The sequence below is a fragment of the Burkholderia sp. Bp9099 genome, from assembly GCF_003857805.1.
In the GTDB taxonomy this organism is placed as follows: Bacteria; Pseudomonadota; Gammaproteobacteria; order Burkholderiales; family Burkholderiaceae; genus Burkholderia.
On sequence record NZ_QTPU01000004.1, the window covers coordinates 47,542 to 71,676 of the forward strand.

Genomic DNA, 24,135 nt, shown 5'->3' on the forward strand with positions numbered 1-24,135 from the left:
CGCAGGGCATGCGCATTTTCCGTTTCATCAAGATTGTCTACACCGTCATCCGCTTTGGCCTCGACGAAGTGATGCTGTCCCGGATCGACGACCGGCGCGTGAAGCTGCTGCTGCGGATCACGACGATCGGCCGCCGCTTTTCCGATCCGCCCGCCGTACGGCTGCGTCACGCGCTCGAAAGCCTCGGCCCGATCTTCGTGAAGTTCGGCCAGGTGCTGTCGACGCGCCGCGACCTGCTGTCGGTCGATTTCGCGAACGAACTCGCGAAGCTGCAGGACCAGGTGCCGCCGTTCGATTCCGCGGTGGCGATCGCGATCATCGAGAAGTCGCTCGGCGCGCCGGTCGACGAGCTGTTCGACGAATTCGAGCGCGAGCCGGTCGCGAGCGCGTCGATCGCGCAGGTGCATTTCGCGAAGCTGAAGCAGGGCGTGCACGCGGGCAAGGCCGTCGCGGTCAAGGTGCTGCGCCCGAACATGCTGCCGGTGATCGATTCCGACCTCGCGCTGATGCGCGACATCGCGACGTGGACGGAGCGCATGTGGGCCGATGGCCGGCGCCTGAAGCCGCGCGAAGTCGTCGCCGAATTCGACAAGTACCTGCACGACGAGCTCGACCTGATGCGCGAGGCCGCGAACGGCAGCCAGCTGCGCCGCAACTTCGCGGGCCTCGACTTGCTGCTCGTGCCCGAGATGTTCTGGGATTTCTCGACGTCGCAGGTGCTCGTGATGGAGCGCATGACCGGCGTGCCGATCAGCCAGGTCGAGACGCTGCGCGCGGCCGGCGTCGACATCAAGAAGCTCGCGCGCGAAGGCGTCGAGATCTTCTTCACGCAGGTGTTCCGCGACGGTTTCTTTCACGCGGACATGCACCCGGGCAACATCCAGGTGAGCCTCGATCCGAACACGTTCGGCCGCTATATCGCGCTCGATTTCGGGATCGTCGGCGCGTTGTCGGATTTCGACAAGAACTACCTCGCGCAGAACTTCCTCGCGTTCTTCAAGCGCGATTACCACCGCGTCGCGACGCTGCACCTCGAATCGGGCTGGGTGCCGCCCGAGACGCGCGTCGAGGAACTCGAGAGCGCGATCCGCGCGGTGTGCGAGCCGTATTTCGACCGCGCGCTGAAGGACATCTCGCTCGGCCAGGTGCTGATGCGCCTGTTCTCGACGTCGCGCCGCTTCAACGTCGAGATCCAGCCGCAGCTCGTGCTGCTGCAGAAGACGATGCTGAACGTCGAAGGGCTCGGCCGTTCGCTCGATCCCGAACTCGACCTGTGGAAGACCGCGAAGCCGTATCTCGAGCGCTGGATGACCGAGCAGATCGGCCTGCGCGGCTGGTACGAGCGCTTCAAGGTCGAGGCGCCCCAGTGGAGCAAGACGCTGCCGCAACTGCCGCGGCTGATCCACCACGCGATGGCGGCGCGCCACGATGCGCCGCGCGCGGCGAGCGAGGACCTGATGCGCCAGATCCTCATCGAGCAGAAACGGACCAACCGGCTGATGCAGGCATTGCTGATCTTCGGTCTTGCCGTCGGCGTCGGGGCGCTCGTCGCGCGCGTGCTGCTCGCGCTCGCGTACGGCGCGTGACCGCAGGGGACGGAGCGATGTCCGAACCGAAACAACCGTCCGCGCCGAGCGCCGCCGATTTCGCGACGCGCGACCCCGGCAATGCCGCGTTCTGGGACGAGCGTTTCGCACGCGGCGTGACACCGTGGGAATTCGGCGGCGTGCCGGACGGGTTTCGCGCGTTTGCGCAGCGGCGCGCGCCGTGCGCGGTGCTGATCCCCGGCTGCGGCAGTGCGCAGGAGGCCGGCTGGCTCGCGCAGGCCGGTTGGCCCGTGCGCGCGATCGATTTCGCCGCGCAGGCGGTGGCGGCCGCGAAGGCGCAGCTCGGCGCGCACGCGGACGTCGTCGAGCAGGCCGATTTCTTCACGTACCGGCCGCCGTTCGACGTGCAGTGGGTGTACGAGCGCGCGTTCCTGTGCGCGCTGCCGCCGAGCCTGCGCGCCCGTTACGCGACGCGGATGGCCGAACTGCTGCCCGCCGGTGCGCTGCTGGCCGGGTATTTCTTCGTGACGAAGAAACCGAAGGGGCCGCCGTTCGGCATCGAGCGGGCCGAACTCGATGCGCTGCTCGCGCCGCACTTCGAGCTGATCGATGATCTGCCGGTGACCGATTCGCTGGCCGTGTTCGACGGAAACGAGCGCTGGCTCACATGGCGCCGTCGCTGAAGCCCGCGCGTCGCGGCCGTTGCCGGAGTGCGCCGGGGTTTCGGATATAATTCAAGGTTTTGCAAGCCGTTTCCAGTTTCTGCGGGAAAAATATCATGCCGATCTACGCCTATCGATGCGAAGCGTGCGGTTTCGCGAAGGACGTGCTCCAGAAGATGAGCGACGCGCCGCTGTCGCAGTGCCCCGAATGCGGGAAGGATGCTTTTCGCAAGCAGGTTACCGCCGCCGGCTTCCAGCTGAAGGGCTCCGGCTGGTATGTCACCGATTTCCGCGGTGGCTCGGGCGGCACCAGCGCGCCGGCGACGGCGTCCGGCGACACGGGCACGGCAGCGCCGGCCGCCGCGGCGGCGGCGGCAGCCGCGCCCGCTGCGTCGGGTTCCGAAAGTACGACGACGAGCGCCGCGCCGGCCCCGGCCGCAGCGCCCGCCGCCGGCAGTTGACCGTCGCGGCCCGGCCGGGTCGCGACCAACCCGCGCTTCCGGCGCGGTTCATTGACGGCAGATGATGAAAAAGACGACCCTGAAAACGGTGTTTCTGACCGGCCTGCTGGTTCTCGTCCCGCTCGCGATCACGCTGTGGGTGCTCGGCCTCATCATCGGTACGATGGATCAGACGCTGCTGCTCCTGCCCGAATCGTGGCAGCCGGAGCGGATGCTCGGCTTCCATCTGCCGGGGATCGGCGCGGTGCTGACGCTCGCGTTCATCTTCGTCGTCGGGCTGGCGACGCAGAACTTCATCGGCCAGAAGCTCGTCACGTGGTGGAACGCGGTCGTGCGTCACATCCCGGTCGTCGGGCCGATCTACACGAGCGTCAAGCAGGTGTCGGACACGCTGCTGTCGAGCAGCGGCAATGCGTTCCGCAAGGCGCTCCTGATCGAATACCCGCGCCGCGGCTCGTATACGATCGCGTTTCTGACCGGCGCGCCCGGCGGCGACGTGGTCAACCATCTGACGGAAGAGTACGTGAGCGTGTACGTGCCCACGACGCCGAACCCGACGTCGGGCTTCTTCCTGATGCTGCCGAAGAGCGAAGTCATCGAACTCGACATGTCGGTCGATGCCGCGCTCAAGTACATCGTCTCGATGGGCGTCGTGGCGCCTTCGGCGCCGGCTCCGGCGCCCGCCCGCCGTCCCGTCGAGCCGCCGCTGTAAGTAAAGAATCATCGCCCGGGCCGCGCGTTGCGGCGCCCGTTGATCAAACCGAACGAAAGCAAACATCATGTCGATGCGTACTGAATACTGCGGTCTCGTGACCGAACACCTGCTGGGCCAAACCGTGTCGCTGTGCGGCTGGGTGCAGCGCCGCCGCGATCACGGCGGTGTGATCTTCATCGACCTGCGCGATCGTGAAGGCCTCGTGCAGGTGGTGTGCGACCCCGATCGCGCGGAAATGTTCGCGACCGCCGAAGGCGTGCGCAACGAGTTCTGCGTGCAGATCAAGGGTCTCGTGCGCAACCGTCCGGAAGGCACGGTCAACGCCGGCCTGAAGAGCGGCAAGATCGAAGTGCTGTGCCACGAGCTGATCGTGCTGAACGCGTCGGTCACGCCGCCGTTCCAGCTCGACGACGACAACCTGTCGGAAACGACGCGCCTCACGCACCGCGTGCTCGACCTGCGCCGTCCGCAGATGCAGCACAACCTGCGCCTGCGCTACCGTGTCGCGATCGAAGCGCGCAAGTACCTCGACGAGCAGGGCTTCATCGACATCGAAACGCCGATGCTGACGAAGAGCACGCCGGAAGGCGCGCGCGACTACCTCGTGCCGTCGCGCGTGAACGCGGGCCAGTTCTTCGCGCTGCCGCAGTCGCCGCAGCTGTTCAAGCAGCTGCTGATGGTCGCGAACTTCGACCGTTACTACCAGATCACCAAGTGCTTCCGCGACGAAGACCTCCGCGCCGATCGTCAGCCGGAATTCACGCAGATCGACTGCGAAACGTCGTTCCTCGGCGAGCAGGAAATCCGTGACCTGTTCGAAGACATGATCCGTCACATCTTCAAGACGACGATCGACGTCGAACTCGACGCGAAATTCCCGGTGATGCCGTACTCGGAAGCGATGGCGCGCTTCGGTTCGGACAAGCCGGACCTGCGCGTGCAGCTCGAATTCACCGAGCTGACCGACGCGATGAAGGACGTCGACTTCAAGGTGTTCAGCACGCCGGCCAACGCGAAGGACGGCCGTGTCGCGGCGCTGCGCGTGCCGAAGGGCGGCGAGCTGTCGCGCGGCGACATCGACGGCTACACGGAATTCGTGCGCATCTACGGCGCGAAGGGCCTCGCGTGGATCAAGGTCAACGAAAAGGCGAAGGGCCGCGACGGCCTGCAAAGCCCGATCGTCAAGAACCTGCACGACGCCTCGATCGCGGCGATCCTCGAGCGCACCGGCGCTGAAGACGGCGACATCATCTTCTTCGCGGCCGACCGCGCGAAGGTCGTCAACGACAGCCTCGGCGCGCTGCGCCTGAAGATCGGCCACTCGGAATTCGGCAAGGCGAACGGCCTCGTCCAGGCCGGCTGGAAGCCGCTGTGGGTCGTCGACTTCCCGATGTTCGAATACGACGACGAAGACGCGCGCTACGTCGCGGCACACCACCCGTTCACCAGCCCGAAGGACGAACACCTCGAGTACCTCGAGACCGACCCGGGCCGTTGCCTCGCGAAGGCCTACGACATGGTGCTGAACGGCTGGGAAATCGGCGGCGGCTCGGTGCGTATCCACCGCGAGGAAGTGCAGAGCAAGGTGTTTCGCGCGCTGAAGATCGGCGCGGAAGAAGCGCAACTGAAGTTCGGCTTCCTGCTCGACGCGCTGCAGTACGGCGCGCCGCCGCACGGCGGTATCGCGTTCGGTCTCGACCGCATCGTCACGATGATGGCCGGTGCCGACTCGATCCGCGACGTGATCGCGTTCCCGAAGACGCAGCGTGCGCAGGATCTGCTCACGCAGGCGCCGAGCCCGGTCGACGAGCGTCAGCTGCGCGAACTGCACATCCGTCTGCGTCAGCCGGAACAGCCGAAGGCGTAACGCTTGTCAACGATCGTGTGCGCGGCGACGCGCGCACGACGCCCAACGAAGAAGGCGCCTGGTGCGCCTTTTTCGCTTTTTGCGGTACAGTCGCAGCACTTGCCGCACGTTCGGGCACAGGCCGGACGCACGGCCCTGTGCCGCATGAAACCAAGATGACGAAGCCGCCGAAAATCCCCGAATCCGTTCTCGTCGTGATCTACACGCCCGAACTCGACGTGCTGGTGATCAAGCGTGCCGACCAGCCCGATTTCTGGCAATCGGTGACCGGGTCGAAGGACGCGCCCGACGAGCCGCTCGCGCTCACGGCCGCACGCGAAGTCGCCGAGGAAACCGGCATCGCGGTCGGGTCGCACGACGTGCCGGCCACCGCGCTGGTCGACTGGCACCACCGGATCGAATACGCGATCTATCCGCAATACCTGCATCGCTATGCTCCGGGCGTCACGCGCAACGTCGAGCACTGGTTCGGCCTGTGCGTGCCGCATCGCGTCGACGTGACGCTGTCGCCGCGCGAGCACGTCGACTACGCGTGGCTGCCGTTCCGCGAAGCGGCCGCGCGCTGCTTCTCGCCGTCGAATGCCGAGGCGATCCTGCAATTGCCCGTGCGCGTGTCGCTCGCGCGGGCACCGCACGGCTCGTCCGCATGAATGCGGAAACCCGCAAGCGCTTCGCGCAATTGCGGCAGATGTTCCTGCAGGAGCGCGGCTCCGCGTCGCGGCTCGCGTTCACGGCCGGCAACACGGTACGGCTCTGCGAGACCGGCAACGAATTCTTCCTCGCGCTGATCGAACGGATCGATGCGGCGCGCGAGCAGGTGATGCTCGAAACCTACATCTTCTGCGACGATGCGGCCGGCCGGCCGGTGTCGGATGCGCTGATCCGCGCGGCGCAGCGCGGCGTGCGCGTGCGCGTGATCACCGACGGCATCGGCACCGCGCGCCTGCCGCTGTTCGACACGTGGGCCGAGGCCGGCGTCGAGCATTGCATCTACAACCGCTACCTGTTCGGCCGCTTCGGCTTCTCGCGCACGCACCGCAAGCTCGCGGTGATCGATCATGCGGTCGCGTTCTGCGGCGGCATCAACATCGTCGACGACTTCACGCAGGGCAGCGCAACGCTGCCGTTTCCGCGCTGGGATTTCGCGGTCGAGATGGCGGGGCCGGCGGTGTCGGACGTGCGCGCCGCGTTCGAGCTGCAGTGGCACCGGATCCAGTTCGGCCACAAGCCGTACGCGCAGTACGCGGCGGGGCTGCACGGCGGCGAGGCGTTTCCGGACATGTTCCGGCGCTGGATGCGCAGCCACCGCTGGATCAAGGCCGGTGCGCTGCGGGTCGTGACCGAGCCGAGCGTCGCGTTCGTCGCGCGCGACAACGTCGTGAACCGCCGCGCGATCGAGAAGGCGTATCTCGCCGCGATTGGCCAGGCGCGCCAGCGGATCCTGCTCGCGAATCCGTACTTCATGCCGGGCCGCAAGCTGCGCCGCGCGCTGACCGGCGCGGCACGTCGCGGCGTCGACGTGCGGATCCTGATCGGCCGCAAGGAATTCGCGGCGCTCGATACGGCCGTGCCGTTCCTGTATCACGCGCTGCTGCGCGCGGGCGTGCGCGTGGCGGAATACGACAAGACGATGCTGCACGGCAAGGTGGCCGTGATCGACGACAACTGGGCGACCGTCGGCTCGTCGAACCTGGACGCGCTGAGCCTGATGCTGAACAATGAGGCGAACGTCGTGCTGGTGCGCTACGATGCGGTCACGAACCAGCTGCGCGACGCGATCGCGGCCGCCTTCTCCGAAGGCCGCGAAATCGATGCCGCCCGGTACGCCGCACGGCCGCGCATCGAGCGTATGCTGAACTGGCTCGCATACAACACGTACCGCCTCGTGATGAAGGCGCTGACGGTCGGCGGTTACGACTGACACGGATTCAGCATCCGCCCCATAAATCTGTCCGCACGTTCGTGCGGAAAAGCCGCTCCGGTCCCGCCGGAATCGCGCAAAATAGCGGCTCGGTTAGACACCGGTTTCTAATAATTTCCTTGTTTTCGCGAGCGGCCGCACTCAATAATAGTACGGCCGTTCGATTTTATTCGAACCCCCGAACGGTTACAGAAATAGCTATGCGAAAAGGCGAACAGACGCGTGCCGCGATACTCGAAGCTGCTTTGGACCTCGCCAGCCGTGACGGGCTGGAGGGGCTGACGATCGGCCTGCTGGCCGAGCGCATGCAGATGAGCAAGAGCGGTGTGTTCGCGCACTTCGGATCGCGCGAGGACCTGCAGGTCGAGGTCGTCCGCGAGTATCACCATCGTTTCGAGAACGAGGTGTTCTTTCCGAGCCTGCGCGAGCCGCGAGGCTTGCCGCGCCTTCGGGCGATGCTGGCCCGCTGGACGGAGAAGCGCATCCAGGAGGTGACGACCGGATGCATCTACATCAGCGGTGCGGTCGAGTACGACGACCGGCCTGACAGCCCGGTACGCGAGCAGTTGATCGCGAGCGTGACGGCCTGGCGTGCCGCGATGCTGCGTGCCATTTCGCAGGCGAAGGAAGAAGGCCATCTGCGTGCGGATACCGATCCGGACCTGATGCTCTTCGAGCTGTACAGCTTCACGCTCGGCCTGCATCACGACGCACGGTTCCTGCATTCGCCGGATGCCGTGCGCCTCACGTGGGCCGCGCTGGAAAAGACGATCGTTTCGTATCAGAGCGAGAGCCGTTAGCGGCGCGTGATCCGCCCGCCAGGAGCTCGAGCCGTTTGCCCACCTTTGGAGAGAGTCATGGGACAGTACGCCGCGCCGCTGCGCGACATGCAATTCGTGTTGCACGAGCTTCTGAATGTCGAGGCCGAGGTCAAGCAAATGCCGCGGCATGCGGACCTCGACGCCGACACGATCAACCAGGTCCTCGAGGAGGCGGGCAAGTTCTGCTCCGAGGTACTGTTCCCGCTGAACCAGGTCGGCGACCGCGAAGGCTGCACGTATGAAGGCGACGGCGTCGTGAAGACCCCGACCGGCTTCAAGGAAGCGTATCGGCAGTACGTCGAGGCCGGCTGGCCGGCGCTCGGCTGCGATCCGGACTACGGCGGCCAGGGCCTGCCCGCGTTCGTGAACAACGCGCTCTACGAAATGCTGAACTCGGCGAACCAGGCATGGACGATGTATCCGGGCCTGTCGCACGGCGCGTACGAATGCCTGCACGCGCACGGCGCGCCGGAACTCCAGAAACAGTATCTGCCGAAGCTCGTGTCGGGCGAATGGACGGGCACGATGTGCCTGACCGAGCCGCACTGCGGCACCGACCTCGGCATCCTGCGCACCAAGGCCGAACCGAACGGCGACGGCTCGTACTCGATCAGCGGCACGAAGATCTTCATCTCGAGCGGCGAGCACGACATGTCGAAGAACATCGTCCACCTCGTGCTCGCGCGCCTGCCGGACGCGCCGCAAGGCACGAAGGGGATCTCGCTGTTCATCGTGCCGAAGTTCATTCCGGACGCCGCGGGCGAGCCGGGCGAGCGCAACGGCATCAAGTGCGGCTCGATCGAACACAAGATGGGCATCCACGGCAACTCGACGTGCGTGATGAACCTCGACAACGCGAAGGGCTGGATGGTCGGCGAGCCGAACAAGGGCTTGAACGCGATGTTCGTGATGATGAACGCCGCGCGTCTGGGCGTGGGCATGCAGGGCCTGGGCCTCACGGAAGTCGCGTACCAGAACTCGCTGACGTACGCGAAGGAACGCCTGCAGATGCGCTCGCTGACGGGCCCGAAGGCACCGGACAAGCCGGCCGATCCGATCATCGTGCACCCGGACGTGCGCCGCATGCTGCTCACGCAGAAGGCCTACGCGGAAGGCGCGCGCGCGTTCACGTACTGGTCCGCGCTGCAGATCGACAAGGAGCTGTCGCACGGTGACGAAGCGGTGCGCAAGGAAGCGGCCGACCTCGTCGCGCTGCTCACGCCGATCATCAAGGCGTTCCTGACCGACAACGCGTTCGAGTCGACCAACCACGCGATGCAGATCTACGGCGGCCACGGCTTCATCTCCGAGTGGGGCATGGAGCAGTACGTGCGCGACGCGCGGATCAACATGATCTACGAAGGCACGAACTCGATCCAGTCGCTCGACCTGCTGGGCCGCAAGGTGCTCGGCGACATGGGCGCGAAGCTGAAGAAGTTCGGCAAGCTCGTCACCGAATTCGCGGAAGCCGAAGGCGTGAAGCCGGAGATGGCCGAGTTCATCAACCCGCTCGCCGACATCGGCGACAAGGTGCAGAAGCTGACGATGGAAATCGGCATGAAGGCGATGCAGAACCCGGACGAAGTCGGCGCCGCCGCCGTGCCGTACCTGCGCACCGTCGGCCACCTGGTGTTCTCGTACTTCTGGGCGCGCATGGCGCGTCTCGCGCTCGACAAGGAAGCGTCGGGCGACCCGTTCTACAAGTCGAAGCTCGCGACGGCCCGCTTCTATTTCGCGCGTCTGCTGCCCGAAACGGCCGCGACGATCCGCGCCGCGCGCGCCGGTTCGAAGACGCTGATGGAAGTCGACGAATCGCTGTTCTGACGCGAGTCCGGGCGGTGCGCGCCGCGCACCGCCCGAACGCAACGGTTCCTGGTACTCACTTCGCCGTGCAGCCCTCACAACCCCCGCTGCACGACACTATCCGGAGACATCCCGTGAGCAATTTCCTGATTCGCAAGGTCGCCGTGCTGGGCGCCGGCGTGATGGGCGCGCAGATCGCCGCGCACCTCGTCAACGCGCGCGTGCCGGTGCTGCTGTTCGACCTGCCGGCCAAGGAAGGCCCGAAAAACGCGATCGCGCTGAAGGCGATCGAGAACCTGAAGAAGCTGTCACCCGCGCCGTTCGGCGTGAAGGACGACGCGAAATACCTCGAAGCCGCGAACTACGAGGACGACATCGCGAAACTCGCCGAGTGCGACGTCGTGATCGAAGCGATCGCCGAGCGGATGGACTGGAAGCACGACCTGTACAAGAAGGTCGCGCCGCACATCGCACCGAACGCGATCTTCGCGACCAACACGTCGGGCCTGTCGATCACCAAGCTGTCCGAAGGATTCTCGGACGAGCTGAAGTCGCGCTTCTGCGGCGTGCACTTCTTCAACCCGCCGCGCTACATGCACCTCGTCGAGCTGATCCCGACCGCGCACACGCGCCCGGAGATCCTCGACCAGCTCGAAACCTTCCTGACGAGCGTCGTCGGCAAGGGCGTCGTGCGCGCGAAGGACACGCCGAACTTCATCGCGAACCGCGTCGGCATCTTCTCGATCCTCGCGGTGATCACCGAGGCCGCGAAGTTCGGCCTGCGTTTCGACGAGGTCGACGACCTGACGGGCAGCCGGCTCGGCCGCGCGAAGTCGGCGACGTTCCGCACCGCGGACGTGGTCGGCCTCGACACGATGGCGCACGTGATCAAGACGATGCAGGACAACCTCGCCGACGATCCGTTCTTCCCGGTCTACCAGACCCCTGCCGTGCTCGCCGAACTGGTGAAGCAGGGCGCGCTCGGCCAGAAGACGGGCGGCGGTTTCTACAAGAAGGAAGGCAAGGCGATCAAGGTGCTCGACGCGAAGACGGGCACCTACGTGGATTCGGGCGCGAAGGCGGACGAAACCGTCGGCCGCATCCTGAAGCGCCCGCCGGCGGAACGCCTGAAGCTGCTGCGCGAGACGGACCATCCGCATGCGCAGTTCCTGTGGTCGATCTTCCGCGACGTGTTCCACTACATCGGCGTGCATCTCGAGTCGATCGCCGACAACGCGCGCGACGTCGACCTCGCGATCCGCTGGGGCTTCGGCTGGAACGAAGGCCCGTTCGAAGGCTGGCAGGCCGCCGGCTGGAAGCAGGTCGCCGAGTGGGTGCAGGAAGACATCGCGGCCGGCAAGGCGCTCGCGAACGTGCCGCTGCCGTCGTGGGTGCTCGAAGGCCCGGTCGCCGAGCAGGGCGGTGTGCACACGGCCGAAGGCTCGTGGGCACCGGCGTCGAAGCGCTTCGTGCCGCGCTCGGACCTGGCCGTCTACGGCAAGCAGGTGTTCCGCGCGCCGCTCGTCGGCGAAGCCGGCGCAGATCCGAAGACGTACGGCAAGACGCTGTTCGAAACCGACGCGGTGCGCGCGTGGGTCGATGATCGCGCAGGCGAGGACGACGTCGTGATCGTGTCGTTCAAGTCGAAGATGAACACGATCGGACCGAGCGTGATCGACGGCCTCGTGCAGGCGATCGAACTCGCGGAGAAGGATTACAAGGGCGTGGTGATCTGGCAGCCGACGTCGCTGAAGCTCGGCACGCCGGGCGGCCCGTTCTCGGCCGGCGCGAACCTCGAAGAGGCGATGCCCGCGTTCATGATGGGCGGCGCGAAGGGTATCGAGCCGTTCGTGAAGAAGTTCCAGGAAGGCATGCTGCGCGTGAAGTACGCGAACGTGCCGGTCGTCGCGGCCGTATCGGGCATCGCGCTCGGCGGCGGCTGCGAGCTGATGCTGCACAGCGCGAAGCGCGTCGTGCACGTCGAGAGCTACATCGGTCTCGTCGAAGTGGGCGTCGGCCTCGTGCCGGCGGGCGGCGGCTTGAAGGAAGCGGCGCTGCGCGCGGCGGAGGCGGCCACGGCCGCGAACGCGACCACCGACATCCTGAAGTTCGTCACGAAGTCGTTCGAGAACGCGGCGATGGCGAAGGTGTCGTCGTCGGCGCACGATGCGCGTGCGATGGGCTACCTGAAGCCGTCCGACACGATCGTCTTCAACGTGTTCGAACTGCTCGACACCGCGAAGAAGGAAGCGCGTGCGCTGGCCGCCGTCGGCTACCGCGCGCCGCTGCGCGCGAAGGAGGTGCCGGTCGCAGGCCGCTCGGCGATCGCGACGATCAAGGCATCGCTCGTCAACATGCGTGACGGCCGCTTCATCAGCGACCACGACTACCTGATCGCGAGCCGCATCGCCGAAGCCGTGTGTGGCGGCGACGTCGAAGCCGGCAGCCTCGTCGACGAAGAGTGGCTGCTCGCGCTCGAGCGCCGCGCGTTCGTCGAGCTGCTCGGCACGCAGAAGACGCAGGAACGGATCATGGGCATGTTGCAGACCGGCAAGCCGGTGCGTAACTGAGCGAGCAGACGACAAGGAGTCTGAAATGAGCAAACAACTGCAAGACGCATACATCGTCGCCGCCAGCCGCACCCCGATCGGCAAGGCCCCGCGCGGTGTCTTCAAGAACACGCGCCCCGACGAGCTGCTGGTTCACGCGATCAAGTCGGCAGTCGCGCAGGTGCCCGGCCTCGACACGAAAGTGATCGAGGACGCGATCATCGGCTGCGCGATCCCGGAAGCCGAGCAGGGCCTGAACGTCGCCCGCATGGGCGCGCTGCTCGCCGGCCTGCCGCAGACGGTCGGCGGCGTGACGGTCAACCGCTTCTGCGCGTCGGGCATCACGGCGCTTGCGATGGCGGCGGACCGCATCCGCGTCGGCGAATCGGACGCGATCTTCGCGGGCGGCTGCGAATCGATGAGCATGGTGCCGATGATGGGCAACAAGCCGTCGATGTCGCCGCATATCTTCGATCGCAGCGAGGATTTCGGCATTGCGTACGGGATGGGCCTGACCGCCGAGCGCGTCGCCGAGCAGTGGAAGGTGAGCCGCGAAGACCAGGACGCGTTCTCGGTCGAATCGCACCGCAAGGCGCTCGCCGCGCAGCAGGCCGGCGAGTTCGGCGACGAAATCGCCGCGTACACGATCACCGAGCGTTTCCCGAACCTCGCGACCGGTGAAATCGACGTGAAGACGCGCGAGATCAAGCTGGACGAAGGTCCGCGCGCGGATACGACGCTCGAAGGCCTCGCGAAGCTGCGCACGGTGTTCGCGAACAAGGGCTCGGTCACGGCCGGCAACAGCTCGCAGACGTCGGACGGCGCGGGCGCGCTGCTCGTCGTGTCGGAGAAGGTGCTGAAGGAATTCAACCTGACGCCGCTCGCGCGCTTCGTGAGCTTCGCGGTGCGCGGCGTGCCGCCGGAAATCATGGGCATCGGGCCGAAGGAAGCGATTCCGGCCGCGCTGAAGGCCGCCGGCCTGAAGCAGGACGATCTCGACTGGATCGAGCTGAATGAGGCATTCGCCGCGCAGTCGCTGGCGGTGATCCGCGATCTCGGCCTCGACCCGTCGAAGGTCAACCCGGTCGGCGGCGCGATCGCGCTCGGCCATCCGCTCGGCGCGACCGGCGCGATCCGCGCGGCGACCGTCGTGCACGGCCTGCGCCGCCGCAACCTGAAGTACGGGATGGTCACGATGTGCGTCGGCACCGGCATGGGTGCGGCGGGCATCATCGAACGCCTGTAAGCGGAGCGGGACAGTAGCGATCACGGTGCGCGAGCCACGAGCTTGCGCACCGTTTTTCATTCCGGAAGAGGAAAGTCAAAGGAGACGGTTGTGGCCGAAATTCAAGTGGAACGCGCCGACGGCGTGCTGACGATCACGATCGCGCGCCCGGCGAAGAAGAACGCGCTGACGGCGGCGATGTACCAGACGATGGCCGATGCGCTCGCCGACGCGCAGGAAGACAAGGCGATCCGCGTGATCCTGCTGCGCGGCAGCGACGGCAACTTCAGCGCGGGGAACGATCTCGAGGATTTCCTGAAGACGCCGCCGAAGGACGAAAACGCTTCGGTATTCCAGTTCCTCGCGCGGATCAGCGGCGCGACCAAGCCGATCGTGGCCGCGGTGCCGGGCGTCGCGGTCGGCGTCGGCGTGACGATGCTGCTGCACTGCGATCTCGTCTACGCGGCCGACACCGCGACGTTCTCGCTGCCGTTCGCGCAGCTCGGGCTGTGCCCGGAAGCCGCATCGAGCGTGCTGCTGCCGCGGCTGGCCGGCCATCAGGTCGCCGCTGAAAAGCTGCTGCTCGGAGAAGCGTTCGACGCGCTGGAAGCGCATCGCATCGGCATCGTCAATCGCGTGCTGCCGGCCGCCGAACTCGACGCATTCGCGGCGAAGCAGGCCGCGAAGCTCGCGGCACTGCCGGCGTCGTCGCTGCGCGTGACGAAGGCGCTGCTGAAGGAGACGGGCGGGGTGGCCGTGGCCGCGCGGATGAGCGAGGAAGCCGGCCATTTCTCCGCGATGCTGCGTGCGCCGGAAGCGCGCGAGGCGATGACGGCGTTCTTCGAGAAGCGCAAGCCGGATTTCCGTCAGTTCGACTGATACGGGGCGCAGACGCTTCGCTGCGCCGGACGCCTTGGCCGTCTGGCGCGACAACGCTTGCGTCTGTGCGCCGCTCGTCGCTCGTCGCGTGGCGTGCGTTTGGTCCTCGTGGCCGACGCATCAATCGGCGGGTCGGCTCGATTCTGAATCGCCATGCATTCGCGTGGTGTTCCTCGTTCCCCGCATCCGCTGCAGTTCCGCCGCCGAGACAGCCTCGCAATTCGCGCCGGCGCCCCTCATGTTGCGGCGCAGCGCCGTCATGCTTTCCGTCCCGTTAGTGCCTGCTATCCGCGACGCTTGAGGGAAGGTCCGGTGACCGTTTTGCCGCAGGCCATCGCCAGCCCTCAGCCCCAGCCTCAGCCTCAGCCTCAGCCTCAGCCTCAGCCCAGCCCAGCCCAGCCCAGCCCAGCCTAGCCTAGCCTAGCCTAGCCTAGCCTAGCCTAGCCCCAGCGCCCACCCCTCCGGGCAGTTCCGACTCACCTCGGCAAACCTTGTCCCCCGTCAAGTTGCACTGCGGCAATTTTCCGTACAGTTCGCGCACAGGTCGCCGCGGCCGGATGCGTCGCGCGATGGCGGCGTGCGGCCAGCGGTTCTTCTCAACGACAATCAGGCGAACGAACAATGATCGGACGAATCACCGGCGGGGCGCGTGCGGCACCCGTCATCGGGCTGCTGGCTGGACTCGCCGGATGCAGCGACCTTCACGTGCTCGATCCGAAGGGCGCGGTGGGCGTCGCGGAAAAATCGCTGATCGCGACAGCGACGTGGGCGATGCTGATCGTCGTCATTCCGGTGATCCTGCTCACGCTGTGGTTCGCATGGCGCTACCGCGCATCGAACCGCAACGCCGCCTACGCGCCGAACTGGTCGCATTCGACCGCGATCGAGGTCGTGATCTGGACGGTGCCGACGCTGATCATCCTGTTCCTCGGCGTGCTCACGTGGCGGACGACGCACGAGCTCGACCCGTACAAGCCGATCGAATCGTCGGTCAAGCCGATCAATGTCGAGGTCGTCGCGCTCGACTGGAAGTGGCTGTTCATCTATCCGGAACTCGGCATCGCGTCGGTGAACCAGCTCGCGATTCCGGTCGGCACGCCGGTGAATTTCCGCATCACGTCCGACTCGGTGATGAACTCGTTCTTCATCCCGCAGCTTGGCAGCCAGGTCTATGCGATGGCCGGCATGCAGACGCGCCTGCACCTGATCGCCGACGAGGCGGGCGACTACGCAGGCGTGTCCGCCAACTACAGCGGCCGCGGCTTCTCCGACATGAAGTTCCGCACGCTCGCCGAGCCGCGCGAGCAGTTCGATGCGTGGGTGCGGAAGGTGAAGGCGTCGTCCGACCGGCTCGACATGACCGCGTACGGCACGGTCGCGCAGCCGGGCGAGAAGGCGCCCGTGCGCTATTTCTCGTCGGTCGACCCGAAGCTGTTCCACAACATCATCGCGAAATACAACAACGGCCACGTCCTCGACCCGAAGGACGCCGCCTGCACGACGAAGGGGTAACGCATGTTCGGAAAACTGACTCTTTCGGCGATCCCGTTCGATCAGCCCATCATCATGGGGGCGAGCGCCTTCATGGGGCTCGTCGTGCTGGGCATCGTCGCCGCGCTGACGGTCGCGGGCCGGTGGAAATGGCTGTGGAGCGAATGGCTGACGTCCGTCGATCACAAGAAGATCGGCGTGATGTACCTGGTCGTCGCGGTGCTGATGCTGCTGCGCGGCTTCGCGGACGCCGTGATGATGCGCCTGCAGCTCGCGCTCGCGTACAACGGCCCCGGCTACCTGCCGCCGCATCACTATGACCAGGTCTTCACCGCGCACGGCGTGATCATGATCTTCTTCATGGCGATGGCGCTGCTGGTCGCGTTCTTCAACCTGATCGTGCCGCTGCAGATCGGCGCGCGCGACGTCGCGTTCCCGTTCCTGAACTCGCTCTCCTTCTGGATGACGGCGGTCGCCGCGATCCTGATGAACGTTTCGCTCGTGATCGGCGAATTCGCGCAGACGGGCTGGCTCGCGTATCCGCCGCTGTCGGAACTGCAGTTCAGCCCGGGCGTCGGGGTCGACTACTACCTGTGGGCGCTGCAGATCTCGGGCGTCGGGACGCTGATCACGTCGATCAACTTCTTCGTGACGATCATCAAGATGCGCGCGCCGGGCATGACGCTGATGAAGATGCCGGTGTTCACGTGGACCGCGCTCTGCTCGAACGTGCTGATCATGGCGACGTTCCCGATCCTGACCGTCGCGCTCGCGCTGCTCGGCCTCGATCGCTACCTCGACATGCATTTCTTCACCAACGAAGCCGGCGGCAACGCGATGCTGTACCTGAACCTGATCTGGGCGTGGGGGCATCCGGAGGTATACATCCTCGTGCTGCCCGCGTTCGGCATCTATTCGGAAGTCATTGCGACGTTCGCGAAGAAGCCGCTGTTCGGCTACCGGACGATGGTCTATGCATCGTGCGTGATCATGGTGCTCGCGTTCCTCGTGTGGCTGCATCACTTCTTCACGATGGGCTCGGGGGCCGACGTCAACGCGTTTTTCGGGATCATGACGATGGTCATCGCGATCCCGACCGGCGTGAAGATCTTCAACTGGCTGTTCACGATGTATCGCGGCCGCATCGAATTCACGGCGCCGGTGCTGTGGACGATCGGTTTCATGGTCACGTTCACGCTCGGCGGGATGACCGGCGTGATGATGGCGATTCCGGGCGCGGATTTCGTGCTGCACAACAGCCTGTTCCTGATCGCGCACTTCCACAACGCGATCATCGGCGGCGTCGTGTTCGGCTACTTCGCGGGCGTTCACTACTGGTTCCCGAAGGTGTTCGGCTTCCGGCTCGACGAGAAGTTCGGCAAGCGCGCGTTCTGGTGCTGGTTCCTCGGCTTCTACGCGTCGTTCGTGCCGCTGTACGTGCTCGGCTTCATGGGCATGACGCGCCGCCTGAACCACTACGACAACCCGGCTTGGCATCCGTGGCTGGTCGCCGCCGCGTTCGGCGTCGCGCTGATCGCGATCGGCGTACTGTGCCAGGTCGCATCGGTGTGGGTCGGCTGGCGCAATCGCAACCAGCCGCAGTATCGCGACGCGACGGGCGACCCGTGGAACGGCCGCACGCTCGAGTGGGCGACGTCGTCGCCGCCCGCCGTCTACAACTTCGCGGTGCTCCCGAACGTGCACGAACTCGACGAACTGGCTTATCGCAAGGCGAAGGGCCTCGGGCTCGGCCTCGGCAAGAACGTCAGGTACGAAGACATCCACATGCCGTCGAACACGAGCGCGGGCTTCTTCGTCGGCATCTTCAGCCTGCTGCTCGGCTTCGCGCTCGTCTGGCACATCTGGTGGCTCGCGATCGCCGCGCTCGTCGGCATCGTCGCGACGGTGGTGCTGTACAGCGCACAGGACAACGACGGCTATTACATTCCGGCGGATACCGTCCGCAAGATCGAGGAACAACGCGCGGGTGTGCGGATCGGCACGCCGGCGCCGGAAGTCGAACTGGAGACGAACTGATGTCGTATCAATCTCTCGCGGGCGCCGCCCGTCATCCGGCCGCGCACCACCATCCGCCGTCGCATTCGGTGTTCGGCTTCTGGCTGTACCTGATGACCGACTGCGTGATCTTCGCGTCGCTGTTCGCGACGTTCGCGGTACTCGGCAACCAGTTCGCGGGCGGTCCGACCGCGAAGGACCTGTTCGACATTCCGGGCGTCGCGCTCGAGACGGCGGCGCTGCTGCTGTCGAGCATCACGTACGGGTTCGCGATGCTCGGCGCACAGCGGCGCCGGCGCGGCGCGGTGTTCGTGTGGCTCGCGGTGACATTCGTGCTGGGCGCCGCGTTCCTCGCGATGGAACTGCGCGAGTTCTCGCACCTGATCGCCCAGGGCGCGGGCCCGCAGCGCAGCGCATTCCTGTCGGCGTTCTTCGCGCTCGTCGGCACGCACGGGCTGCACGTGGCGGTCGGCCTGTTGTGGATGGTCGTGCTCGTCGTGCAGATCGCCCGCGGCCCCGGCATGACGGAGCGCGACTTCCGGCGCCTCACCTGCCTGAGCCTCTTCTGGCACTTCCTCGACATCGTCTGGATCTGCGTGTTCTCCTTCGTCTATCTCGCGAGCGTGCTCTAAATGGCCCATTCGGAACTCATCCACCACGATGACGCGCACGGCACGGCCGGCGGCTACCTCGTCGGTTTCGTGCTGTCGATGCTGCTGACGGCCGCGTCGTTCGGCCTCGTGATGGGCGGCATGCTGGCGCCGAAGGCGGCGATCATCGCGCTCGCGGGGCTCGCATTCGTGCAGATCGTCGTGCATCTCGTCTGCTTCCTGCACATGAACGCGTCGTCCAGCCAGCGCTGGAACGTGATGGCGTTCAGCTATACGGTGCTGACCGCGCTGATCCTGATCGTCGGGACGCTGTGGGTGATGCACAACGTCAGCATGAACATGATGTCGCGATAACCGGCCCGGGGCGCGGTTCGTCCCGTCCCCGCTGCGCCGTGCGTGCCGCACGGCTCCTTTTCTTTCGGGCGTGCGAATCGCATGCCTTTCTGCATCATGGTCAACAACGATTCCCAGACACCGGTTCGCGCCGACGAGCCGATCCCGCACCGCAAGGTCATCCGCGCATGGCTCGTGCCGTTCGCCACGCGCGAGATCGTGCGCCCGATCCTGCTGCTCGTGCTCGACTACCTGTTGCTGTTCGCGGCGTTCGCCGGCGCGCTGCTGATTCCGTCGACGGTCGGCAAGATCGCCTGCGGGATGGCCGCCGGGTTCATCACCGGGCGACTGTTCATCATCGGGCACGATGCGTGCCATCAGAGCCTGACGCCCGACCGCCGGCTGAACCGCTGGCTCGGCCGCATCGCCTTCCTGCCGTCGCTGACGCCTTACAGCCTGTGGGAAGTCGGGCACAACGTCGTGCATCACGGCTATACGAACCTGAAGGGCTTCGATTTCGTGTGGGCGCCGCATACGCCGGCGGAATTCGCCGCGCTGTCGCCGGCGCGGCGGTGGCTGGATCGCATCTACCGGAGCGGATGGGCGCCGGGCCTCTACTATCTCGTCGAGATCTGGTGGCTGCGGATGTATTTCCCGACCCGGGGCTATATCGGTGCGTCGCGGCCGGTATTCCGGCGCGACTGCCTGCTGGTGACGGGCTTCGCGGCCGTGTGGATCGCCGCCGTCGTCGGGGTGGCGATCGAGACGCAGCAATCCGTCGCGCTGCTGCTCGCGACCGGCGTGCTCGTGCCGTTCCTGTTCTGGTGCTCGATGATCGGCTTCGTCGTGTATGTCCACCATACCGACCCGCGCATCGCATGGCACGCGAACCGTGCCGAATGGTCCAATGCCGCACCGTTCGTGTCGACCACGCTGCACCTGACGTTTCCGTTCGGTATCGGCGGCCTGCTGCACCACATCATGGAGCACACGGCGCATCACGTCGACATGAGCGTGCCGCTGTACCGGCTCAAGCCGGCGCAGGCGAAGCTGGAGGACATGCTGCCCGGGCGGATCGTCGTGCAGCGCTTCGGCTGGCGCTGGTACTTCGACACGGCCCGCCGCTGCAAGCTCTATGACACCGACCGCAAGCTCTGGACCGACTATCGCGGAAACGTGACGAGCGAGGCGGCGCCCGAGGTGCGCGCGCCGGCCGCGGCGGGCGCGCGGCAGGGGGCGGTTCCCGAAGCCGCGGGCAACGCGCCCGCTGCGACCGCTCAGGCGGTGCCGTAATCGACGTGGCCGGTTTCGCGGCAGAAGCTGACGAGCCGCAGGCCGGCCGCCTTCGCGATCTCGATCGCGAGCGACGACGGCGCGGAGATCGTCGCGACCATCGGAATGCCGACCCGCGCCGACTTGCGCACGAGCTCGTAGCTCGCGCGGCTCGACAGGAACACGAAGCCGTCGGTCGCGTCGGCGCGCGCCAGCACGAGCGCGCCGATCAGCTTGTCGAGCGCGTTGTGGCGGCCGACGTCCTCGAACGCCATCCGGATCGCGCCTGTTGCGTCGCACCACGCGGCCGCGTGCAGGCCGCCGGTGAGCTGAGTGAGCGCCTGGTGCGCCGGCAGCCCGTGGGCCGCGCGCGCGAGCGCGTCGGGCGCGAGGCGCGTGAGAAAACCGGTGTCGGGTACCCGTTCGGGCGCGAGGTCGAGCAGGTCGATGCTTTCGATCCCGCACACGCCGCAGCCGGTACGCCCCGCGAGCGCGCGGCGCCGGTCCTTCAGCGCGGCGAACGCCTGCTGGACGACTTCCAGATGCACCTCCGCGTGCGGCAGCCGCGCGTCGGCGTGCAGGATCACGTCGATGTCCTTGATGTCGCTGCCGCGCTCGACGATCCCTTCCGAGATCGCGAAGCCGACCGCGAACGCCTCGAGGTCGCGCGGCGTGCACATCATCACCGCGTGCGAGATGCCGTTGAAGACCAGCGCGACCGGCCATTCCTGGCCGACGTAGTCGTGCGCGGTTTCGACGGCGCCGCCGCGCGTGCGGCGCACGGACAGCTCGATCGCGCCGCGCGGCTCTTCTGTTTCGGTCGGATTCACGAGCACTCCCGTTGATTCGAGGCAGGGGCGGCGGCGATCGGGTCCGCCGCTCGCGCGCAGAGGTTCTAAAATACCTCAGGCAGGCCGGCCGCGCCGGCATCCGCCACTCAGGTAACGACCATGGGACTCAGCGACGCTCCGCTGCTATTCAATTTCGAACACGATTCGTCGGAAAACCTCACGTACATCCCGATGATCGTGCGTTTCAATCTCGACCGTTTCGGTCTGCGGATTTCGCTGGAGCAGTGGCAACTGCTGCCGCTCGAGGACCGCAAGCTGCTCGCGCGCTTTCCGGCCGACGACGACACCGCGATCGAGCCCAATTTCGATCACGCGCTGTTCGAAATGCTGCGCACGCATGCCGACCTCGAACCGTCGTGGTTTCAGCCGGACGAGCAGCCGAGCTGGCGCGCGACCGACTCGGTGCCGGACGCGCTCGTGCAGCAGAGCGCGCTGGCCGGGCTGCCGGCGCCCGCGCTCGCGCAGTGGCAGCGGCTCGCGCCGTTCCAGCGCTACGTGCTGGTGAAGCTGTCGCGCAAGCCGAAGCTCAATCACGACTTCGTGCCCGCGATGCGGGAGTTCGGGCTGACGGCCACGCACTGACGGGCCGGATGCGGCGCCGCCGCGCGGCGCGCATGCGTCGTTACAGCGGCGGCAGCTGACGCGGCTTGCGGTCGGGGCCGGTCGCGACGTAGGTGAGAGTCGCTTCGGTGACCTTCACGATTTCGCCCATCAGGCGCATGCGCTGCGCGTACACCTCGACGTCGACCGTGATCGACGTGTTGCCGGTGCGCATGATGGTCGCGTAGAAGCTCAGCAGGTCGCCGACGAACACCGGCTGCTTGAATACGAACGAATTGACCGCGACCGTCGCGACGCGGCCGTTCGCGCGCTGGCTCGCGGGGATCGAGCCGGCGATGTCGACCTGCGACATGATCCAGCCGCCGAACACGTCGCCGTGGACGTTCGCGTCGTGCGGTTGCGGGACGACGCGCAGCGCGGGCTGCTTTTGCGGGAGTTCGAGGGTCGAATCGGTCATGGCGGAGGCTTTCATCCTGTAATAAATGCGCCGCCGCGCGCAGGCCGGCCGGCGAGGGCGCCGGCAGCGGCGCGTAGCGGCTTCTGCGACAATACAACGTTCGCAAATTGTACGAGAAAGCGGGCGAGTCGGCCGCCGCGGCACGCGTGCGGCACCGCCGCCGATCCTGATCCCCATGCGCCGATATTCCGCTTCCGGCGAGCCCGCGCCGGCTCCGACCGGGCCCCGCAACGACTGGCAGACCATCCGGTCGCTGCTGCCGTACCTCGCTACCTACAAATGGCGCGTCGCGCTCGCGCTCGGCTGCCTGATCGGCGCGAAGGTCGCGAACCTCGGCGTGCCGGTCGTGATGAAGCGCATCGTCGATCACCTGTCCGCCGTGCAGCAGCTCACCGCGCTCGGCCGCGCGGAGCAGTCGGCCGGCATCGTGCTCGCGGGCGGCGTCGGTTTGCTGGTCATCGCCTATGCGCTCGTGCGGCTGTCGACGTCGCTGTTCACCGAGCTGCGCGAGATCCTGTTCTCGAAGGTCACCGAGAGCGCGGTGCGCCAGCTCGCGCTGCAGGTGTTCCGGCATCTGCACGGGCTGTCGCTGCGCTTCCATCTCGAACGCCAGACGGGCGGCATGTCGCGCGACATCGAGCGCGGCACGCGCGGCATCCAGCAACTGATTTCCTATTCGCTGTACAGCATCCTGCCGACGCTCGTCGAGGTCGGGCTCGTGCTCGGCTTCTTCGTGGTCAAGTACGAGGCGTATTACGCGTACGTGACGTTCGCGGCGCTGGTCACGTACATCGTGTTCACCGTGAAGGTCACCAACTGGCGCACGCACTTTCGCCGCACGATGAACGAGCTCGATTCGCGCGCGAACTCGCGGGCGATCGATTCGCTGATCAACTACGAGACGGTGAAGTACTTCGGCAACGAGGAGTGGGAGGCGCAGCGCTACGACGAGAACCTGAAGCGTTACCGCAAGGCCGCGATCCGTTCGCAGAACTCGTTGTCGGTGCTGAACTTCGGCCAGCAGGCGATCATCGGCACCGGGCTCGTGTTCATCCTGTGGCGCGCGACGCAGGGCGTGCTGGCCGGCAAGCTGACGCTCGGCGATCTCGTGCTGATCAACACGTTCATGCTGCAGCTCTACATTCCGCTGAATTTTCTCGGCGTCGTGTATCGCGAGCTGAAGCAGAGCCTCACCGACATGGACCGGATGTTCGGGTTGCTGTCGGCCGCGAAGGAAGTCGCGGATGCGCCCGACGCGAGGCCGCTTGCGGTGGGCGGCGCGCAGGTGCGCTTCGAGCACGTGAACTTCTCGTACGAAGCGTCGCGGCAGATCCTGCACGACGTGACGTTTACGATCGACGCGGGCACGACGACCGCGGTGGTCGGCCACAGCGGGTCCGGCAAGTCGACGCTGTCGCGGCTGCTGTTCCGCTTCTACGATCTCGACCGGCAGGCGGGCGGCGCGATCCGGATCGACGGCCAGGACATTCGCGACGTCACGCAGGACTCGCTGCGCGCGTCGATCGGGATCGTGCCGCAGGACACCGTGCTGTTCAACGACTCGATCTACTACAACATCGCGTACGGCCGGCCGACCGCGAGCCGCGACGAAGTGATCGCGGCCGCGCGCGCCGCGCACATCCACGACTTCATCGAGACCTTGCCGAAGGGCTATGACACGCCGGTCGGCGAGCGCGGGCTGAAACTGTCGGGCGGCGAGAAGCAGCGCGTCGCGATCGCGCGCACGCTGCTGAAGGATCCGCCGGTGCTGCTGTTCGACGAGGCGACGTCGGCGCTCGATTCGCGCTCGGAGCGCGCGATCCAGCACGAGCTCGACCAGATCGCGCGGCATCGCACGACGCTCGTGATCGCGCACCGGCTGTCGACGGTCGTGCACGCGCAGCAGATTCTCGTGATGGACCACGGGCGGATCGTCGAGCGCGGCACGCACGACGAACTCGTGCGCGCGGACGGGCTGTATGCGCAGATGTGGGCGCTGCAGCAGCAGCGCGCGGCGGCGGGCGGGGAAGCGGCCGAGGCCGCGTGAGCGTGGCTGCCGCGCCGGGTGGCCCGGGCGCGGTCAGCCGCGAAAC

Annotated in this window: 21 protein-coding genes; 19 read left to right on the forward strand and 2 right to left on the reverse strand. The window is 66.5% G+C overall.

The window, feature by feature from the left end:
- The first annotated feature begins 8 nt into the window (after positions 1-8).
- From ubiB to DIE17_RS05420, 17 genes are all read left to right on the forward strand, one after another.
- The gene (ubiB, locus tag DIE17_RS05340; RefSeq protein WP_044846835.1) at positions 9-1,586 is read left to right on the forward strand and encodes a ubiquinone biosynthesis regulatory protein kinase UbiB; all 1,578 of its coding nucleotides are present in this window, start codon (positions 9-11) and stop codon (positions 1,584-1,586) included.
- A gap of 17 nt (positions 1,587-1,603) precedes the next feature.
- Positions 1,604-2,230 (forward strand): SAM-dependent methyltransferase, encoded by a 627-nt coding sequence (locus DIE17_RS05345; RefSeq protein ID WP_124521042.1) that lies wholly within the window; start codon positions 1,604-1,606, stop codon positions 2,228-2,230.
- Positions 2,231-2,325: 95 nt separating this feature from the next.
- Positions 2,326-2,670: an FmdB family zinc ribbon protein gene (locus DIE17_RS05350; protein WP_124488605.1), complete on the forward strand. Its 345-nt coding sequence runs from the start codon at positions 2,326-2,328 to the stop codon at positions 2,668-2,670.
- Positions 2,671-2,731: 61 nt separating this feature from the next.
- On the forward strand, positions 2,732-3,382 hold the full coding sequence (locus DIE17_RS05355; protein ID WP_027785397.1) for a DUF502 domain-containing protein: 651 nt from the start codon (positions 2,732-2,734) through the stop codon (positions 3,380-3,382).
- A gap of 67 nt (positions 3,383-3,449) precedes the next feature.
- Entirely contained in the window at positions 3,450-5,252 is a 1,803-nt protein-coding gene (aspS, locus tag DIE17_RS05360) for an aspartate--tRNA ligase (protein WP_044846832.1), read from the forward strand.
- A gap of 155 nt (positions 5,253-5,407) precedes the next feature.
- The gene (gene nudB / locus DIE17_RS05365) at positions 5,408-5,902 is read left to right on the forward strand and encodes a dihydroneopterin triphosphate diphosphatase (protein ID WP_044846843.1); all 495 of its coding nucleotides are present in this window, start codon (positions 5,408-5,410) and stop codon (positions 5,900-5,902) included.
- The gene (gene clsB, locus DIE17_RS05370; protein WP_044846831.1) at positions 5,899-7,173 is read left to right on the forward strand and encodes a cardiolipin synthase ClsB; all 1,275 of its coding nucleotides are present in this window, start codon (positions 5,899-5,901) and stop codon (positions 7,171-7,173) included. Before nudB ends, clsB begins: the two co-directional genes overlap by 4 nt.
- Positions 7,174-7,373: 200 nt before the next feature.
- Positions 7,374-7,973 carry a TetR/AcrR family transcriptional regulator gene (locus DIE17_RS05375; protein WP_006751498.1) on the forward strand — a complete coding sequence of 200 codons (600 nt, stop codon included), beginning with the start codon at positions 7,374-7,376 and terminating at the stop codon, positions 7,971-7,973.
- A 57-nt stretch (positions 7,974-8,030) separates the two neighbouring features.
- Positions 8,031-9,818 carry an acyl-CoA dehydrogenase C-terminal domain-containing protein gene (locus DIE17_RS05380; protein ID WP_044846830.1) on the forward strand — a complete coding sequence of 596 codons (1,788 nt, stop codon included), beginning with the start codon at positions 8,031-8,033 and terminating at the stop codon, positions 9,816-9,818.
- A 113-nt stretch (positions 9,819-9,931) separates the two neighbouring features.
- Complete coding sequence (locus DIE17_RS05385; RefSeq protein WP_124521044.1) at positions 9,932-12,367, forward strand: 3-hydroxyacyl-CoA dehydrogenase/enoyl-CoA hydratase family protein; 2,436 nt, start codon at positions 9,932-9,934, stop codon at positions 12,365-12,367.
- A gap of 25 nt (positions 12,368-12,392) precedes the next feature.
- Positions 12,393-13,592 carry an acetyl-CoA C-acyltransferase gene (locus tag DIE17_RS05390; protein WP_044846828.1) on the forward strand — a complete coding sequence of 400 codons (1,200 nt, stop codon included), beginning with the start codon at positions 12,393-12,395 and terminating at the stop codon, positions 13,590-13,592.
- A 90-nt stretch (positions 13,593-13,682) separates the two neighbouring features.
- Complete coding sequence (locus DIE17_RS05395) at positions 13,683-14,450, forward strand: enoyl-CoA hydratase (protein ID WP_044846827.1); 768 nt, start codon at positions 13,683-13,685, stop codon at positions 14,448-14,450.
- Positions 14,451-15,071: 621 nt separating this feature from the next.
- Entirely contained in the window at positions 15,072-15,962 is an 891-nt protein-coding gene (gene cyoA / locus DIE17_RS05400) for a ubiquinol oxidase subunit II (protein WP_044846826.1), read from the forward strand.
- A 3-nt stretch (positions 15,963-15,965) separates the two neighbouring features.
- A complete protein-coding gene (gene cyoB, locus DIE17_RS05405; protein ID WP_124488610.1) occupies positions 15,966-17,978 on the forward strand; it encodes a cytochrome o ubiquinol oxidase subunit I in 2,013 nt (670 codons plus the stop codon).
- Positions 17,978-18,589 carry a cytochrome o ubiquinol oxidase subunit III gene (gene cyoC / locus DIE17_RS05410; protein ID WP_124521047.1) on the forward strand — a complete coding sequence of 204 codons (612 nt, stop codon included), beginning with the start codon at positions 17,978-17,980 and terminating at the stop codon, positions 18,587-18,589. The genes cyoB and cyoC overlap by 1 nt, the downstream gene beginning before the upstream one ends.
- Complete coding sequence (cyoD, locus tag DIE17_RS05415; RefSeq protein WP_124521048.1) at positions 18,590-18,922, forward strand: cytochrome o ubiquinol oxidase subunit IV; 333 nt, start codon at positions 18,590-18,592, stop codon at positions 18,920-18,922.
- 96 nt (positions 18,923-19,018) lie between these two features.
- Positions 19,019-20,194: a fatty acid desaturase gene (locus tag DIE17_RS05420; protein WP_124521103.1), complete on the forward strand. Its 1,176-nt coding sequence runs from the start codon at positions 19,019-19,021 to the stop codon at positions 20,192-20,194.
- Here DIE17_RS05420 and fdhD read toward each other — a convergent pair.
- Positions 20,179-21,009 carry a formate dehydrogenase accessory sulfurtransferase FdhD gene (gene fdhD / locus DIE17_RS05425; RefSeq protein ID WP_124521049.1) on the reverse strand — a complete coding sequence of 277 codons (831 nt, stop codon included), beginning with the start codon at positions 21,007-21,009 and terminating at the stop codon, positions 20,179-20,181. The genes DIE17_RS05420 and fdhD overlap by 16 nt on opposite strands.
- Before the next feature lie 114 nt (positions 21,010-21,123).
- On the opposite strand from fdhD, the gene DIE17_RS05430 reads away from it, so the two are divergent.
- Entirely contained in the window at positions 21,124-21,606 is a 483-nt protein-coding gene (locus DIE17_RS05430) for a nitrate reductase associated protein (protein ID WP_044846821.1), read from the forward strand.
- A 40-nt stretch (positions 21,607-21,646) separates the two neighbouring features.
- On the opposite strand, the gene DIE17_RS05435 is transcribed toward DIE17_RS05430, so the two are convergent.
- Complete coding sequence (locus tag DIE17_RS05435) at positions 21,647-22,042, reverse strand: acyl-CoA thioesterase (RefSeq protein WP_027789162.1); 396 nt, start codon at positions 22,040-22,042, stop codon at positions 21,647-21,649.
- A gap of 175 nt (positions 22,043-22,217) precedes the next feature.
- Here DIE17_RS05435 and DIE17_RS05445 point away from each other — a divergent pair, with 175 nt between their 5' ends.
- Entirely contained in the window at positions 22,218-24,089 is a 1,872-nt protein-coding gene (locus tag DIE17_RS05445) for an ABC transporter ATP-binding protein/permease (RefSeq protein WP_124521050.1), read from the forward strand.
- Positions 24,090-24,135: the final 46 nt, after the last annotated feature.